Origin of the sequence: Fischerella thermalis PCC 7521 (assembly GCF_000317225.1) — a bacterium.
Classification (GTDB): domain Bacteria; phylum Cyanobacteriota; class Cyanobacteriia; order Cyanobacteriales; family Nostocaceae; genus Fischerella; species Fischerella thermalis.
In genome coordinates this window covers 121729-137195 of sequence record NZ_AJLL01000023.1, presented here as the reverse complement: position 1 = coordinate 137195, position 15467 = coordinate 121729, and the positions used below count along the sequence as shown (strand labels likewise).

At 41.0% G+C, this 15467-nt stretch carries 13 protein-coding genes; 6 read left to right on the top strand and 7 right to left on the bottom strand.

The window, feature by feature from the left end; all coding sequences use genetic code 11:
* Window positions 1-31 precede the first annotated feature (31 nt).
* The 3 genes from hpsN (at window position 32) to hpsP (ending at window position 3758) form a co-directional block, all read left to right on the top strand.
* Entirely contained in the window at window positions 32-1042 is a 1011-nt protein-coding gene (gene hpsN, locus UYK_RS0105790; protein WP_009457847.1) for a hormogonium polysaccharide biosynthesis glycosyltransferase HpsN, read from the top strand.
* A 100-nt stretch (window positions 1043-1142) separates the two neighbouring features.
* The gene (gene hpsO, locus UYK_RS0105785; protein WP_009457848.1) at window positions 1143-2327 is read left to right on the top strand and encodes a hormogonium polysaccharide biosynthesis glycosyltransferase HpsO; all 1185 of its coding nucleotides are present in this window, start codon (window positions 1143-1145) and stop codon (window positions 2325-2327) included.
* Between the two features lie 255 nt (window positions 2328-2582).
* Window positions 2583-3758 carry a hormogonium polysaccharide biosynthesis glycosyltransferase HpsP gene (gene hpsP, locus UYK_RS0105780; protein ID WP_009457849.1) on the top strand — a complete coding sequence of 392 codons (1176 nt, stop codon included), beginning with the start codon at window positions 2583-2585 and terminating at the stop codon, window positions 3756-3758.
* A gap of 31 nt (window positions 3759-3789) precedes the next feature.
* On the opposite strand, the gene UYK_RS0105775 is transcribed toward hpsP, so the two are convergent.
* Together UYK_RS0105775 and UYK_RS0105770 are read right to left on the bottom strand one after the other, a co-directional pair.
* Window positions 3790-4242, bottom strand: coding sequence for a DUF3531 family protein (locus UYK_RS0105775; protein ID WP_009457856.1), 453 nt, complete (start codon window positions 4240-4242; stop codon window positions 3790-3792).
* Window positions 4243-4411: 169 nt separating this feature from the next.
* A complete protein-coding gene (locus tag UYK_RS0105770; RefSeq protein WP_009457858.1) occupies window positions 4412-5350 on the bottom strand; it encodes a Sll0314/Alr1548 family TPR repeat-containing protein in 939 nt (312 codons plus the stop codon).
* Between the two features lie 367 nt (window positions 5351-5717).
* Between UYK_RS0105770 and UYK_RS0105765 the strand changes: the two genes are divergently transcribed.
* A complete protein-coding gene (locus UYK_RS0105765; protein ID WP_009457861.1) occupies window positions 5718-6392 on the top strand; it encodes an ABC transporter ATP-binding protein in 675 nt (224 codons plus the stop codon).
* A gap of 217 nt (window positions 6393-6609) precedes the next feature.
* On the opposite strand, the gene UYK_RS0105760 is transcribed toward UYK_RS0105765, so the two are convergent.
* The 5 genes from UYK_RS0105760 to UYK_RS0105740 form a co-directional block, all read right to left on the bottom strand.
* Window positions 6610-6837, bottom strand: a complete 228-nt coding sequence (locus UYK_RS0105760) for an SH3 domain-containing protein (RefSeq protein ID WP_009457863.1) — start codon at window positions 6835-6837, stop codon at window positions 6610-6612.
* A 51-nt stretch (window positions 6838-6888) separates the two neighbouring features.
* Window positions 6889-8397: a UbiD family decarboxylase gene (locus UYK_RS0105755; RefSeq protein WP_009457864.1), complete on the bottom strand. Its 1509-nt coding sequence runs from the start codon at window positions 8395-8397 to the stop codon at window positions 6889-6891.
* Between the two features lie 481 nt (window positions 8398-8878).
* Entirely contained in the window at window positions 8879-10201 is a 1323-nt protein-coding gene (locus UYK_RS0105750) for a CO2 hydration protein (RefSeq protein ID WP_009457865.1), read from the bottom strand.
* A 10-nt stretch (window positions 10202-10211) separates the two neighbouring features.
* Complete coding sequence (locus UYK_RS0105745) at window positions 10212-11711, bottom strand: NADH-quinone oxidoreductase subunit M (RefSeq protein WP_009457866.1); 1500 nt, start codon at window positions 11709-11711, stop codon at window positions 10212-10214.
* A 43-nt stretch (window positions 11712-11754) separates the two neighbouring features.
* On the bottom strand, window positions 11755-13623 hold the full coding sequence (locus tag UYK_RS0105740) for an NAD(P)H-quinone oxidoreductase subunit F (RefSeq protein ID WP_009457870.1): 1869 nt from the start codon (window positions 13621-13623) through the stop codon (window positions 11755-11757).
* 436 nt (window positions 13624-14059) lie between these two features.
* On the opposite strand from UYK_RS0105740, the gene UYK_RS0105735 reads away from it, so the two are divergent.
* On the top strand, window positions 14060-14809 hold the full coding sequence (locus UYK_RS0105735; protein WP_009457872.1) for a sucrose-phosphate phosphatase: 750 nt from the start codon (window positions 14060-14062) through the stop codon (window positions 14807-14809).
* Window positions 14809-15447 (top strand): Holliday junction branch migration protein RuvA, encoded by a 639-nt coding sequence (ruvA, locus tag UYK_RS0105730; protein WP_009457874.1) that lies wholly within the window; start codon window positions 14809-14811, stop codon window positions 15445-15447. The genes UYK_RS0105735 and ruvA overlap by 1 nt, the downstream gene beginning before the upstream one ends.
* Window positions 15448-15467: the final 20 nt, after the last annotated feature.

The window sequence follows — 15467 nt, the reverse complement described above, 5'->3', positions numbered from 1 at the left end:
AACTACTAACAAATGACAAATAACTATTAATATGAATTTACCTTTTATTTCTGTAATTATTCCAACTTATGGTCGTGAAGAACCACTGCGAGACAGTATCATCGACGTATTGAAACAAGACTACTCAAATTTTGAAGTTTTAGTAGTAGATCAAACTCCAAAACACGAACCAGAAATTGAAGCTTTTTTATCAGAACAAGCAACAGCAGGTAAAATTCAATGGTTCCGTTTAAATTGGGCTAGCTTACCAGGGGCGCGCAATTATGCAGTGCGACGCGCAAAAGGAGAGATAATTTTATTTATTGATGATGATGTCAAGTTAAATTCTGGATTTTTAACAGCTCATGCCAAAAATTATTTAGATAAACCAGAAATAGGGGCTGTTGCTGGGCGAGTTTTTGACAGAATGAAAATAGCTGATACAGCCCAAGGAAGAACACAGGGAGATATACCTTACAAGAGTATCGAATATTTACCTCCCCAAGCAATGGATCCTGGTATTGCTTGGTATTATATAGATTTAGTACATACAGTCAAACCCCAAGAAGTTCTGACAGCAAGGGGTTGTAATATGTCATTTCGCCGCGAAATTTTTACCAAGCACGGACTACATTTTGATGAGAGATTTTGCGGTAGTGCAGTTCGAGAAGAATCCGATTTTTGTTTGCGGTTGCGGCGAACAGGCTATAAGATTTGGTACGACCCAGAAGCTAGTTTAGTGCATTTAGGGGAAGAGACAGGTGGCTGTCATGATATTAGTATGCGATCGCTCAAATATCAACTCACCTTCTATCACAATCATTTCTTGCTGGGTTTGAAAAATCTTACTGCGAGTCAAGCTTTACGTCTTTACGCCCGTTTGTTTGATTGTCACGTCTTAGGACGTCCCCCTTGTCACAAAAGTGGTTCACCTATCAAAGTTTTCACCCGCGCCATTTTCTACACATTAGGTTTTGCGAAAGCTTTAGGAACAATCATCCAATCTCTATGGAATGATGGACAAATTTACACTCATCTAGATAAACAAGTTGAGAGTGTTTAAATTGTTGTTGGTTGGTCATTATTGAGTAAAAAAATCATTAATACATAGCAAATTCTCTACACAAATACTCTGCATTTCAATTACCTATTATCATAATTTTATGAAAATTTTAGTCGCTAGCCATACTTATATTGTAGACCTTAACTGTGAAAAATTACGCGTTTTATCCCAGTTAGAACCCAACATTGAAGTAACTGTTGTAGTGCCAAAAAAGTGGCAACCTGGGGGAGTGCAAAACAAAATTATCGAACCACAATATCAAGAAGAAGGTAAATTTCGCATCATACCTGTTTCTAATTTTAGTCAAAATCATCAGGGATTATTGACTTTTGGGACAGAATTAATATCTTTGTTACAACAGTTTCGTCCCCAAATCATTCAAGTAGAGCAAGCTTCGAGAAGTCTTGCTTATGCTCAAATGATTACCTTAAATAAATTATTAAATTTGCAAGCAAAAAACTTATTTTTTACCTGGTGGAACTTACCATACGCATTAAAATTTCCAGCTGCTTTATTAGAAAAATATAATCTACAAAACACCCACGGGATTATTTCTGGCAATCAAGACGGTGCTGAAATTTTACGTCAACGTGGATACCAAGGTCCTATTAAAGTCATGCCTCAATTAGGTATAGATGAACGTGTATTTTACCCTCAACCCCAACCAGAATTAGCCAAACAACTAGGTATTCAACCAGAGGAATTTATTGTTGGTTTCGTGGGGCGATTTGTCAAAGAAAAAGGCTTGTTAACGCTGATAGATGCTTTAACTCTTCTACCAAAAGATAAACCTTGGAAATTACTGCTACTGGGACGGGGAGAATTGCGAACAGAGTTAATGAATAAAGCCGCAGAAAATAAAATTCAAGACAGAATAATCATCGTAGAAAGCGTCCCCCATGATCAAGTTTGTAGATATATCAACTTAATGAACACCCTAGTACTACCATCAGAAACAACATACAAATTTAAAACATTAACCGCCATAGGTTGGAAAGAACAATTCGGTCATGTATTAATCGAAGCAATGGCTTGTCAAGTACCTGTCATTGGTTCTGATTCTGGTGAAATTCCTCACGTAATTGGTGATGCTGGTTTAGTATTCCCTGAAGGAAATGCCCAAGCCCTTGCTAATTGCATCCTCCAACTAATAGAAAAGCCAAACTTTGCCCAAAACTTAGGTGAAATGGGCTACCAAAAAACAATAGCACAATATACAAACAAAGCTTTAGCAAAACAACAACTAGAGTTTTATCAAAAATTATTTATTAGTCAAAAACAATAACATAAAACCACACGAAAAAACTATCTGTGGTCATCTGTGTTTATCTGTGTGCATCGGTGGTCGAATAATAAAAATATATTTTCTCAGCCCTAATTTTATAGTTAGACATATAGTAGTTTGCAATTGGATGCGATACAAGATAAGAAACGAACACAGATGCACACAGATGCACACCGATTAAGCTGTACTTGATCCAAACGAGAAGCGCTATAAATTTTAAATTCACGACTTATGACTAAGAAAAAAATATAACTTATGCATATTCTACAAATAGTCCCTTCCATTTCCTTAATTTACGGTGGGCCTAGTCAAATGGTACTTGGATTAGCCCCAGCGTTAACCAAAGAAGGTGTAAAAGTAACTGTGATCACAACCGATAGTAACGGTGATAACGGTCAAAAACCTCTAGATGTCACCTTAAATGTCCCTATTCAAAAAGATGGTTATGAAATAATTTATTTTCGTTGCGCCCCTTTTCGCCGCTACAAATTTTCTCTTGATTTATGCAACTGGTTAAATCGCCACGCCCAAGAGTTTCATATAGCCCATATTCACGCACTATTTTCTCCTATTAGTAGTGCTGCTGCGGCAATTTGTCGTCAACGACAGCTGCCTTATATTTTACGTCCTCTAGGTACTCTTGATCCAGCCGATTTAAGAAAGAAAAAATACTTGAAACAAATTTATGCTGCCATATTAGAACGTGCCAATATAGCTAATGCTGCTGCACTTCATTTCACTAGTATTCAGGAAGCGAAAATTTCAGAAAGATTTGGAGTAGCGACACGGGATTTGGTGATTCCCTTGGGTGTTATTCCTCCTAAGAAAAATGAGGAAAATTTGATACGAAAGCAATTTGGTATTGCTGCTAATGTACCATTGGTTTTGTTTATGTCACGAATTGATCCAAAAAAGGGTCTGAGTTTATTAATTCCAGCTTTGGAAAACCTTCTAGCTGAAGGGTTAAATTTTCACTTTGTTTTAGCTGGAACTAATCCCCAAGATCCAGCTTATGAGCAAAAAATCAAATCACAGATAGCTAATTCTAGCTTGCGATCGCACACTTCAATTACTGGTTTTGTCACTGGCGAATTCAAATCTAGTCTACTGCAAGCAGCCGATTTATTTGTCTTGCCTTCATACTACGAAAATTTTGGTATCGCTGTCGCTGAAGCAATGGTAGCAGGAACACCTGTAGTAATTTCAGATCAAGTACATATTTGCCAACAAGTCCAGGAAAGTCAGTCAGGATGGGTAACTACAACAGATGTACTAGCACTCACTGGTTCACTACGTACCGCTTTGCAAAACCCTGCGGAATGTCAACGCCGGGGGTTAAATGGGAAAGAGTATGCATTGCACAACTATAGTTGGGATGCGATCGCTCGTCAAACCATCCAAGCATACAAGCAAATTTTAGTTAGTGGTTAGTGGTTAGTGGTTGGTAGTTCGATTTTTGTTACTAGTTATCATATATAAACGAAGGATGACTGTCACTTTCCTCGACAGGCCAATCCTCATTTTCGCCGCCGATGTAAACTTCATCAATGGTGACGTATTCTACACCCAGCTGTTGGAGGGCGTTAATGAGAATATCCAAGGCGATCGCATCTGAAGTTCCCAAGTCAAACCAGCAACGTCCCCATTGACCCTGATACTCAAACTCGCCTTTGTTGTGCATCAGTGCTAACAAAGTTCTATCGTACGCATCAGAGTCATAGTTCATATAGCTAAGATCTAACCCTGTTTCCTGTACCTGGAGATTTTCAGCATTAAATGCGCCCAGTTTACCCATGTAAAACCAGGAATCAAAAAGTTCTTCGACATACTCCTTTTCACGTTGTGAAGGTACAGTACTGAACTTCAGCCAAATCCACAAATCAAAAGGATTAAATTCACGAAACTGTATTTCCATTACTTACAATTGCTTAACAGAATCTTACTCAAAGCTACCAAACTAAATTATAGGTGAGTCAGGCAAGAAAACTCGGATAGAGAAAAGTTCGTAGTAAGCGCTTTAGGGCTTAAAATTTTAAGGACTAAAGTCCTTACTACAAACCAATCAAAATTAATAGCACAGTCCACTATCTTTGAGCGCGAGCAATATCCTGTGCAGCTTTGCGGCGTTCACGTTCAATTTGTTTTACTAAACCTGCTGGTAGTTGAGATTTCTTCGCTAGTGCTTGGTCAAAATTTATTACCGCTTCCTGTAAAAGTTGTTGATTTTTCTCTTTTCCTGCCATTCCCCGCAAAATTTGGGCTTTCAGGTAATATACCTCTGGATTATTAGATGTCGCCTTTAAAGCCCGATTTACATACTCCAGTGCTTGGTTGTACTGTTTTAAATCTCGATACCCATAGGCAATACCCCGATCCGCTAAGTACTCAGGTGCAGCATTTTTGTCCAAGCGTTCAATTGCCTGTTGGGGATTGGCAAAAGGCAAATTCACAGCTAGCATCAAATCCATGTAACCCTTGAGTAAATTGAGTTCCGGATCGTTGGCAGAAATTGCCTGTGCTTTATCTAAATACTTGTAAACTTCTTGTAACTTACTTAATGCCTGTGTAGCACCGTTAACAGTACCTTGACGGCGAACTAGTGCTGCTCCCTCTAAGAAATGACCAACGGCAGTGTAAATATTACCACGCAAGGGGTCGCTAGCAATTAACTTTTGTCCTATTTCTAAAGTTTTTTTGCTGTAAGTATCTAGTGTTGTCCAATCTTTGTTGGTGTATGCTAGCGATGCCTTCATTGCATAGGCTAAAGGTTCATTAGGTTCGCTGATTAATGCCTGTTGTAGGTAAGCTTCTGCTGCTTTGTAGTCTCCCTGTTGGAAAATAGCTTTAAAAGCTGCCTCAGTTTTGTCACCTATATTACGTGCTTCTTTTGTCCGAAAAGGATCGGCAGCAACAGAAGGATTAACCCATACATTCAGAAATAAAGTCGCTGTAAGACTAACTTGGACAAAGGTTTCAAGCTTAGCAGATCGAATTGCTTGCACAGATGGAAACCATTTACTCATTGTTGTGTTTCCTTCAGAATGATTACTGTTGAAATTGTTTTATATATTACTTAGAATCCCAAAAGATAAACGAAGACTAGTGGATATTTCCGAAAAAAACTTTGTATACAGTTTGACTGCCTTGATGTTAGCAGGTTCCCATATTTTGTTTTAGCTGTTGTTCCAAAATAAGTTTGCCACAATAAAAACAATTAGGAGCGATCGTTTCTGTTGCTCTTAGAATTTAAAGAAAAGCAGAATATCTTATAGCTGCTAAATATTTACTATGTAAGCATAGCTAATGTCCTGTTAACTTTTTCGGGACTTAGCAGATGCGAGCGTGTGTAGTTAATAGATATGTCCTAACTCTTTTTGGTAGTCTTAACAAATGCTCTATCTCAGAAATGTAGTTTACCACCCCACAGCTTGTCCAACAGCAATTCTCAAATCAATTAATCTGGATTTGGCACCCCAGCAGTTGGGTTTGATTATTGGACCAAGTGGTTCTGGAAAAAGTACGCTACTCGAAATTTTATCCGGGCTAGCTGAACCTACATCCGGCTCTGTTGCTTGGCACGAACAAACCCTGACTGCCGAAGAGTTACAACAATTAGCGGGTTTAGTATTTCAGTTTCCCGAACGGCATTTTTGCGGTGGTACGATTTTAGAAGAATTACGCTTAGGACATCCAGAGTTAGGAACACAAAGAGTTAAACAAGCGTTGCAAGAGGTGGGATTAGAGCATTTATCATTGGCTACATCACCCCAGGCTTTAAGTGGAGGTCAGCAGCGACGTTTAGCCCTAGCTGTGCAATTAATTCGTCAACCACACCTATTATTACTTGATGAACCTACCGCCGGCTTGGATTGGTCAATGCGTCGGCAATTAGTCAATTTATTAGCAAAACTTAAACAAGATTGGACACTATTGGTAGTAACTCACGATGCCGGGGATATGCTAGCAGTCGCGGACCGTTGCTGGAGTATCAAACATGGTGAACTAGAAGTAATTGACCCTTTGACACTCACAAGCAAGGTTAAAGAACCCCTTTCAGTGGTGTGATTGGTGATCGGGGAGTGTGGGAGGTAGGGAGGGAGGTGGGGGGAGTATGAGGAGTGTGAGGAGTATGAGGAGTGTGTAGACGCGTAGCGGCTTCCCGTAAGGGTGGAGTCAACCACTAACCACTAACCACTAACCACTAACCACTAACAAATAACCATTGACTATTGACTAAATGATTCTAAATTGCCTGGTACTGAGTACTGCTTCTCCATGATCTTTACTGTTTCATTAGTACTATTTTCCCCAAAATTTTGTAGGTAGGACTTGCACCACTCCGTACATTTAAACCTTGTGGATCTTTGCTGGTGACGTAGGCATAAATATCACATTTTTGTTGCTTGGGTAATTGGGCTAACACATGATGATTGGCTATGCCAGTATTAACAAGTACGATAATAGTACTAAATGCTAAGGCGATCGCTAACTTTCCTGCTTGATTGTTCACGCTTGTTTCTCCGATTTTTAGACACCAGCAATATTGCTGGTGTCATAATTTTTACCTCAAATCGTAACCAAATAAATTCGGATCAACTTCTCCCAGTTGCAAATCTGCTAAACCATACTCCGCCCAGCGCCTTTCCACCATCGCCGCTATTTCTGGATCTGATTCCAAGGGTGCGCCCCATTCGTGTTCGGTTTCTGGTGGTATCTTTGTGGTAGCATCAATACCCATGCGTCCGCCCAAACCTATTTTTTCACTGGCAAAATCCAAGCTGTCAAAGGGTGTATTGGGTAGAATAAATACATCCCGTGTGGGATCTACTTTAGAACTAATTGCCCACACGACTTGACGCGGATCTCTAATATTGATATTTTTATCCACCACAATCACAAATTTGGTGTAAGTAAACTGTGGTAACGCACTCCAAAACGCCAATGCTGCCCGTCGTGCTTGCCCAGGATAGGCTTTATCTATAGATATAATGGCTGCTTTGTAACTCAAAGCTTCCATTGGCAAGAAGAAATCGACTATTTCCGCAACTTGTTGGCGCAGAATCGGAGTATAAATCCGATTAAGAGCGATCGCCATCATCGCTTCTTCTTTGGGTGGACGTCCACTAAATGTAGTTAAATAAATTGGGTTTTTACGATGTGTCATACACTGGAAGCGAATCAAGGGCGAATCTTCTACACCGCCGTAATAACCCATGTGATCGCCAAAAGGCCCGTCTGGTAAAACTTCCCCTGGAGTAATCGTCCCTTCTAAGACTATTTCCGAATCGGCGGGAACTTCCAAATCTACAGTTTTACACTTTGCCAACTGCACACCAGAACCACCGTAAAGTCCAGCAAACAACCATTCAGATAAATCTACCGGAATTGGTGTGGCTGCTGCCATGATAATTAGAGGATCAACACCGAGTGCGATCGCGATTTCTAATTTCTTCCCACGTTCGGCTGCTTTGCGTAAATGTCTCGCCCCACCCCGCACCGATAACCAGTGAACGGTCATTGAGTTGTGAGATTGTAGTTGTAAGCGATACACGCCAACATTGGGTATACCCGTTTCGCAATCCTTGGTAATCACCAATCCCAGAGTAATGATCTTCCCAGCATCAGCTGGATAAGGACGTATTAAAGGTAACTTATTCAAATCCAAATCTTCCCCTTGCAGCACCACTTGCTGACAAGCAGGGAAAAAATCTCTTCCTGGTTTCGCCTTAAGTACGTCAAACAGCACTTTACCAAAATCAATCGCTTGGGAAATCTTTTTGGGCGGCTTGGGTTGTTGTAGCATCGCCAATTTTTTCCCCAATTCTTCCAACTCCTGGGGATGCTGCATATTCATCGCCCAGCATATCCTTTCTACCGTCCCCATCAGATTAATCGCTACAGGTATAGATGAACCTTTGACATTTTCAAACAATAACGCTGGGCCGCCCTTTTGTAACATGCGGTTGGAAATTTCCGCAATTTCTAAATCTGGATCTACTGGCGCTGTAATTCGCTGTAGTTGTCCTTTTTGTTCCAGAAGTTTGATAAATTCCCGTAAATCTCTTGCCATTGTGTTAGAAAATTTTTAAGAACTATGAAGCGCTTTTTATATTATCTGTTATTTCTCTTACCTCACCCCTAGTCCCTGGTTGATCGCACGAAAATTTTTAGTGTCTTGGTGATAAAAAATACATCTTGAACCACTAAGACACTAAGGCACTAAGAAAATTCCTTGCTTTTTAGTCTGCTATAAAATGAGGATATTATGGTCAATGGCTTGGAGGCATTAAGTAATGTCTAAGATTACTCCAGCAGCCTTAGGGATGACTTCGCATTAGTAACAATTATTTGCTACCCTTCTAAAACTTTGTCACAAACTCTCAAGGGTGGAGGTAACACAACGCCTCCAATAAGGAGGTTTTATTTTGACATTTAAAATAAAGCCCCCTTGCTTAAGGGGGATTTATGTAAAATCCTATATGATTAGTGAGAATTCTACAGCCGATATCGCCGGGTTATCTAAGAATTTGGGGATATTAATGACTCAGGATTTATCTGTAATCCTGTCGTTGAATTTGCCGTAAACGCGCAGCATCACGCATACCATATTCAGGGCGACAAAAACGATTTAATTGTGCTTCAAAAAATTCTCGATTTGCTTGTAAGTGTTTGGGATTTGGATCATCTAATGGATATAAGAGTGCAGTCCGTAAAGCTTGAATTACCGCAGAAGTAACGTTGTACATTGACCGTTGGAAACTAATTCCCAACTGAATCAACATATCGTCCTCACCACGACAGTGTTGTTTGTAATAATCCACAAGATATTGGGGTAAGAAATGCAACATATCTTGCATTAAAAGTGTTGGTGGAATGCCCGCAGTCCCCACAGGAAATACATCGGCATATAAAATACCGTAGTGGAAATCTTCTTGCTTATCAGGGATTTGTCTGGCTTGGGCATTGTAAGATTTTGTACCTCGGAAAGGAGAAGTACGATAGAAAACAGCTTCTACATAAGGTAATGCTGCCTCATAAAGCCAGGTAAAGCCCTTAGATTTAGGGATAATTTCGTAACATTCTCCCCGAATATAAACATGATGGTAAATGGGACGACCTGCGATCGCAAAAATTCCATTGACCAAAAAATTCATGGCATCGGGGACGCCTTTAAATCCCCCTTCATCATAGATGTCCGACATTTCAAAGAAAACTGGAGCCATGACTTCCCAGAACAAGCCCAGGTTGGCATAATAAGACATTTGGCGGCACTGTTCCAAAAACATATCTGGAAACAGTTTATAGAGTCCTAACATTACAGGGTTGCCTTGGAAGTAAGCCTTAATAGCACGATCGGCATTGGCTTTGTACTCTTCACTGTCGAGATAGGCATCAAATTGATTTACTGGTGCGTACATATGACGATGCCAAAGCATTGCCCGCATACACTCTTCGGCAAATTCCATATTTATGCGGTCATGAAACCAATGATGAAGCAATTTTGGCATTTTAAAGGTTTCACCCTTTTCCATAAATGCCAAAAGTTCTGGATGGGCTGTTGCTTCACCGCGCCAAATTCGCAAATCAGCATCGTCACCAGCATAATGATTATGCCGCTCTAAGTACTCCTGAGAAATGAAGTATTTAAAGAAGGGAAAGGGATCTAAAAAAACTTGTTCGGCAATATAAAGTAAGTCACGCCAGTAGAAATCCATCGGCACTGCATAAGCCTTATAGATGCCGATAATTTGCATCAAATTTTCTGGCGTATCCGGTAACATTGAACCGCCAGCTTCTAAACGGTGAATTATTTCTGCAAATTCATGAGTAGAAGGCGGTAATTTAGTTGTAGGTTTATCTAGTGCTTTTACCATTTTTAGTTCTTTATTTCAGGGCTACTTGCTGAGTCACTGCTTTTTCGATGGGAGGAATGGTTGCAACCATTGCTGTTGTTGTTGGTTCAGCCCAACGCACCAACCAAGTGGGTTGTACTCCTAAGAACAAAATTAAGGCTGCCAAAACTAGGGCAGGCATTTTTTCGTGCCACAGGACTCGTGGGTAATAGGCAAGGTCGTTGTCGAGTTTACCAAAACAAGTACGGTTGAGAAGGATGACAAAGTAAACGGCGGTTAAGCCAGTGGCGACTACACATAATAGGGTAGGTAGGGGGAATACAGAGAAACTACCTTGGAAAACGATAAATTCAGAGATAAATCCTGTCATTCCAGGAATACCCGCGCTAGCCATACCGCCTAAAACTAATAAGGCGCTGGTTAGGGGTAAACCGCGTATAGGATTCATTAAGCCATTGAGGACATCCAACTCCCGGGTTCCCACCTTGGCTTCTACAACTCCGACTAGGTGGAAGAGAATGGCTAGGATAATACCGTGGCTGACCATTTGGGCAACAGCACCAACAAGAGCAAGGGGAGTACTAGCAGCAGCAGCCAGGAGAATGTAACCCATGTGACCGATGGAACTGTATGCCACCATGCGCTTGATGTCTTTTTGAGCGATCGCTGTTACTGCTCCATACATGGCACTAATTGCACCCCAAATTGCCAAACTTGGTGCGAGAGTACTCCAAGCATCGGGAAACAACGCCATCCCAAACCGTAAAATTCCATAGGTGCCTAACTTCGCCAGCACACCACCAAGCAGAATGGCAATAGGCGCGGAAGCTTCAACGTATGCATCTGGCAACCAGGTATGTAAAGGAACCAAGGGGATTTTAATTCCAAAGCCTAGTATGATTCCTACCAACAGAACGATTTGCAGTGTTGCTGATAAAGTCTGAGTAGAAAGGGCATCATAGTTAAAGCTAGAGGAACCTGTTACCCAGACAACACCCAAAAAGGTAGCCAGAATTAACGCGCCGGAAACAGCAGTATAAATCAGGAACTTAATACCAGCATAAGCCCGTCTTTGACCACCCCAAATGCTAATTAGCAGATAAAAGGGTATTAATTCTAGTTCGTAGAACAGGAAGAATAGTAGTAAATTCTCTGCTAAAAATGCGCCTGCGACTCCACCACTCACTAACAAAACTAGAGAGTAGAAAAGCCGGGGACGTTCTGTTTGCTGACTACTGCTGTAAATAGCAATCCAGGTGAGCAAACTATTTAAAATCAGCAGCAAAATCGAAAGTCCATCTACCCCAAGCTGATAGCTTAAACCAAGGGTTTCATTCCAGGGGAGATACTCTTGTAACTGCATCCCTGGATTGTTGATATCAAATTTGAGTAAGAGAAAAAGATTCCACAACAGTACTATTCCAGAAGCAAACAATGCTCCTAAACGCACACGATTAGCAGAAATATTTCCAGGTAATAATGCGATGACAGCAGCCGCAAAAATCGGGAGCCAAATTAAAACGCTGAGCATAATTTGGAATGGTAAATTGATATTGTTAAACTTCAATGCACTGTTAGCGAGACAACAACATCATGTCTAGGAACTGATTTCCCCAGTAGGGCCAAGTGACGAATATTCCTAAAACACCTACTCCTAACAGGACAGTGAAGGCATAAAATTGGGTTTGTCCAGAGGTACTATATTTAAGACTTTCACCACCACCAATAGAAGCTAAACCAACCAAGTTAACAATGCCATCAACTACAAAACGATCAACAATGTCGGCTAATTTAGAAATGAGGTCAACACTCAAAACAATACTCATCCGATAGAGTTTGGGAGTGTAAAAATCGTAGGCAATTAAATCTTGTAAACCTTTCCAAGGTAGGCGAATTGGTTTTGGCACATTGCCTAGATAAATTACAGCACTGATGCTGCAACCAAAAATACTTGACCAAATTAACAGCAGTGCAACATCTTTATTTAATTCAGCCCAACTAGGTAGAAGTGATAAGCTTTGCAAAATTAAAGGTAAATGAAGAGTAAAGCTCATCAAAATCATCATTGGTAACACCATTTGCCAGCCAACTTCAGGCGATCGCTCACTCATTTGCTTGGGTTTACCACCAAAAATGAGACTGAATTCCCTGGTCAAGCTAAAAGCTGTCAAAGCATTGACTGCTATTACTACTGCAACTAGCCAAGGTTTGGTTGTCCATAGTCCATCTGCTAATTTCAACAACGCCCAAAAGCTACCTAGAGGTGGAAAACCAATTAAACCCAAAATACCAACAATATAAGCTAAGCCGGAAACTGGACGACGTGACCATAGTCCACCCAACAAAGTAACATTTTGGGTGATACTGTTCCAGACAACAGCACCTGTACTCATCACCAGTAATGCTGCACTAAAAGCGTGGGTAAGTACCAACAACAGCGCCGCTTCGTCTTGCTGTGTACCTACAGCGATAAACACCAAACCCAAATAGGCACTCACAGAATAAGACAAACAGCGTTTAACATCAACTTGAGCGATCGCAATTAAGGAAGCACCTACCGCCGTGATTGCACCAATACCAACCATCGCACTAGAAACTATCGGCGACAAGCTAAAAACAGGTTGCAATTTGATCAACACCCAAGCGCCACTTGCAACCACCACTGAGTTACGCAAAATTGTACTGGGAACAGGCCCTTCCATTGCCTCATCCAACCACAGATGCAAAGGGAACTGGGCGCATTTACCCATTGGCCCTGCAATCAGCGCCAAACCAACCAGTGTGATTAGTGTTGGATTTACATTAGCACTAGCTGCCCACTCCGCTAATTCTGTATAATTCCAAGTTCCCGATAAAGGCCATAGTCCCAGTACCCCCATCAACAGGAATAAGTCGCCCACCCGCTTAGTTAGGAACGCATCTCTCGCCCCAGTAACTACCAAAGGTTGGATAAACCATAACCCAACCAGCAAGTAAGTTCCGAGAGTCAGGATCTCCAGAATTACATAGCTAAAGAATAGGTTGTTGCACAAAGCCAGGGCACATAATCCCGCTTCAAACATTCCTAACAAAGAATAGAAACGTCCCCAGCCCCAGTCCATTTCCATGTAGCCAATGGCATAAATCTGTGCTAGCAAATTTAAGCCACAAACTACGATCATTGCACCAACACTAATCGAGGAAATTTCTAAATCAATGGAGAGATTTAAACCCGCAGTGCTCAACCAAGGTATAAATACTTGATACGCAGGCTGATTCCAAGTAGCAGGAAATGCTAAAGCAGAGTGAACAAACGCTAAAAATGTCATGATTAAATTGACATACCCCGCCGGTCTTGGCCCCGTACGCCGAATAATTCCCGGCGACCAAGGCACAGCTAAAAGCCCACCTATTAACGCATATAAAGGTACCAACCAAACCGTTTCAAGCAGGAACTGAGCCATTAACTCACCTCTAATTTGCAGCAAGACAAAATAGCAGTTGTCAAAACACAACCGTCACTTCCAGACAACGTTTTTATGGGAGTTTAAACAAATTTATATTTGCTTAATCTTGTTAAAAATAGATTATCCTTATATCTCTCAAAATGGAATTAGTGATCTAGACAATTCGACGATAACTACTGTAATAAATTCTTATAACTTTTTTATCAAATAGTTACTATTGATTTAAATCTATATATCTTTATATTGCGTCTACTCCAAGTCTCTCCTCTGTTTTCACTTGCATACCTTGCGTCGTATAAATTTTCTTTGTGTCTTGGTGTCTTGGTGGTGAAATAAAAATTTTATATAACCACCAAGAAACTAAGACACCAAGCAGATAATCGGTACAAAAACGGCATACACTTTTGGTGTAGAGCTAACAAAAGAAGTAGCCGTGGCTGGATTTTTATTTGTAACTGATTTAGATCATACTCTCGTAGGTGATGATCAAGCGCTGCTGCTATTAAATGAGCGCCTGCAAAGACATCGTGAAGAGTATGGTACAAAAATTGTTTATGCTACTGGGCGATCGCCTGTTCTATACCGTGAACTGCAAGAAGAAAAAAATCTTCTTGAACCAGATGCCCTGATTTTATCTGTAGGAACGGAAATATACTTGGATGGTAGCGACAGCCCAGACTCGACTTGGGCAGCAATACTTTCACAGGGTTGGGACAGGAATTTAGTGTTAAATCAAACAGCTAAATTTACTGAGTTGAAACCACAACCAAGCACTGAGCAGCGTCCTTTCAAAGTAAGTTTTTTCTTAGAAGAGGAGGCATCTGTGGCAGTTTTACCAAAATTAGAATCGGAGTTGCTCAAATCTAATTTAAATGTAAAGTTAATCTACAGTAGCGGTATAGACCTTGACATTGTGCCTCGCAGGAGCGATAAAGGTCAGGCAGTACAGTTTCTTCGTCAAAAGTGGAAATTTGTAGCAGAGCAAACTGTTGTCTGTGGTGATTCTGGTAATGATATTGCTTTATTCGCAACAGGCAATGAACGAGGGATTATTGTGGGGAATGCTCGTCGGGAGTTACTCCAGTGGCACAATGAAAATCCCGCTAACCACCGCTACTTGGCACAAAATGCCTGTGCAGGTGGTATTTTGGAAGGCTTAAGATATTTCGGACTGATGGAATAATGATTAGTTATCTCAAAGGCATTGTTGCTGGCATTCAAAAACAGAGTGGAAATCGCCATGTTCTTACTCTCGAGGTCAATGGTATTGGTTACGATTTACAAATCCCAGGGCGGCTAGCACAGCAGCTACCAGAATCGGGAGGTGAAGTACAAGTATTTACCTATTACCAAATTCGGGAGGAAGTGCCGTTACTGTACGGTTTTGGTTCCCCAGCAGAAAGGGATGTATTTCGTCACTTGCTAAGTGTGAGTGGTATCGGTGCTGCTTTGGCGATCGCTTTATTAGATACTCTGGAACTTCCAGAGTTAGTCCAGACTATTATCACTGGTAATGTTCAACTGTTGATTCAAGCGCCTGGCGTCGGCAAAAAAACCGCCGAACGCATTTGTTTGGAATTGAAAAGCAAATTAATCGAATGGCGCAAAACAGCAGGCTTCTTTGTCGCTACAGGCGGTCCAGCACCAGGAATTCTCGAAGAAGTGCAAATGGCTCTGCTTGCATTGGGGTATACTCCCACTGAAGTGAGTCACGCTTTGCATGTAGTTAGCGAAGATATTGGACTACCAAAAGATGCATACGTAGAAGAATGGCTCAGACAAGCGATCGCACATCTTAGTACCACTGAATGTAGTCATTAGTTATTTGTCAATGGTCAATA

Excerpts from the sequence above, each read along its gene's own strand:
- hpsN (WP_009457847.1), top strand. The coding sequence starts at position 32 with ATGAATTTACCTTTTATTTCTGTAATTATTCCAACTTATGGTCGTGAA.
- hpsO (WP_009457848.1), top strand. The coding sequence starts at position 1,143 with ATGAAAATTTTAGTCGCTAGCCATACTTATATTGTAGACCTTAACTGT.
- hpsP (WP_009457849.1), top strand. The coding sequence starts at position 2,583 with ATGCATATTCTACAAATAGTCCCTTCCATTTCCTTAATTTACGGTGGG.
- UYK_RS0105775 (WP_009457856.1), bottom strand. The coding sequence starts at position 4,242 with ATGGAAATACAGTTTCGTGAATTTAATCCTTTTGATTTGTGGATTTGG.
- UYK_RS0105770 (WP_009457858.1), bottom strand. The coding sequence starts at position 5,350 with ATGAGTAAATGGTTTCCATCTGTGCAAGCAATTCGATCTGCTAAGCTT.
- UYK_RS0105765 (WP_009457861.1), top strand. The coding sequence starts at position 5,718 with ATGCTCTATCTCAGAAATGTAGTTTACCACCCCACAGCTTGTCCAACA.
- UYK_RS0105755 (WP_009457864.1), bottom strand. The coding sequence starts at position 8,397 with ATGGCAAGAGATTTACGGGAATTTATCAAACTTCTGGAACAAAAAGGA.
- UYK_RS0105750 (WP_009457865.1), bottom strand. The coding sequence starts at position 10,201 with ATGGTAAAAGCACTAGATAAACCTACAACTAAATTACCGCCTTCTACT.
- UYK_RS0105745 (WP_009457866.1), bottom strand. The coding sequence starts at position 11,711 with ATGCTCAGCGTTTTAATTTGGCTCCCGATTTTTGCGGCTGCTGTCATC.
- UYK_RS0105740 (WP_009457870.1), bottom strand. The coding sequence starts at position 13,623 with ATGGCTCAGTTCCTGCTTGAAACGGTTTGGTTGGTACCTTTATATGCG.
- ruvA (WP_009457874.1), top strand. The coding sequence starts at position 14,809 with ATGATTAGTTATCTCAAAGGCATTGTTGCTGGCATTCAAAAACAGAGT.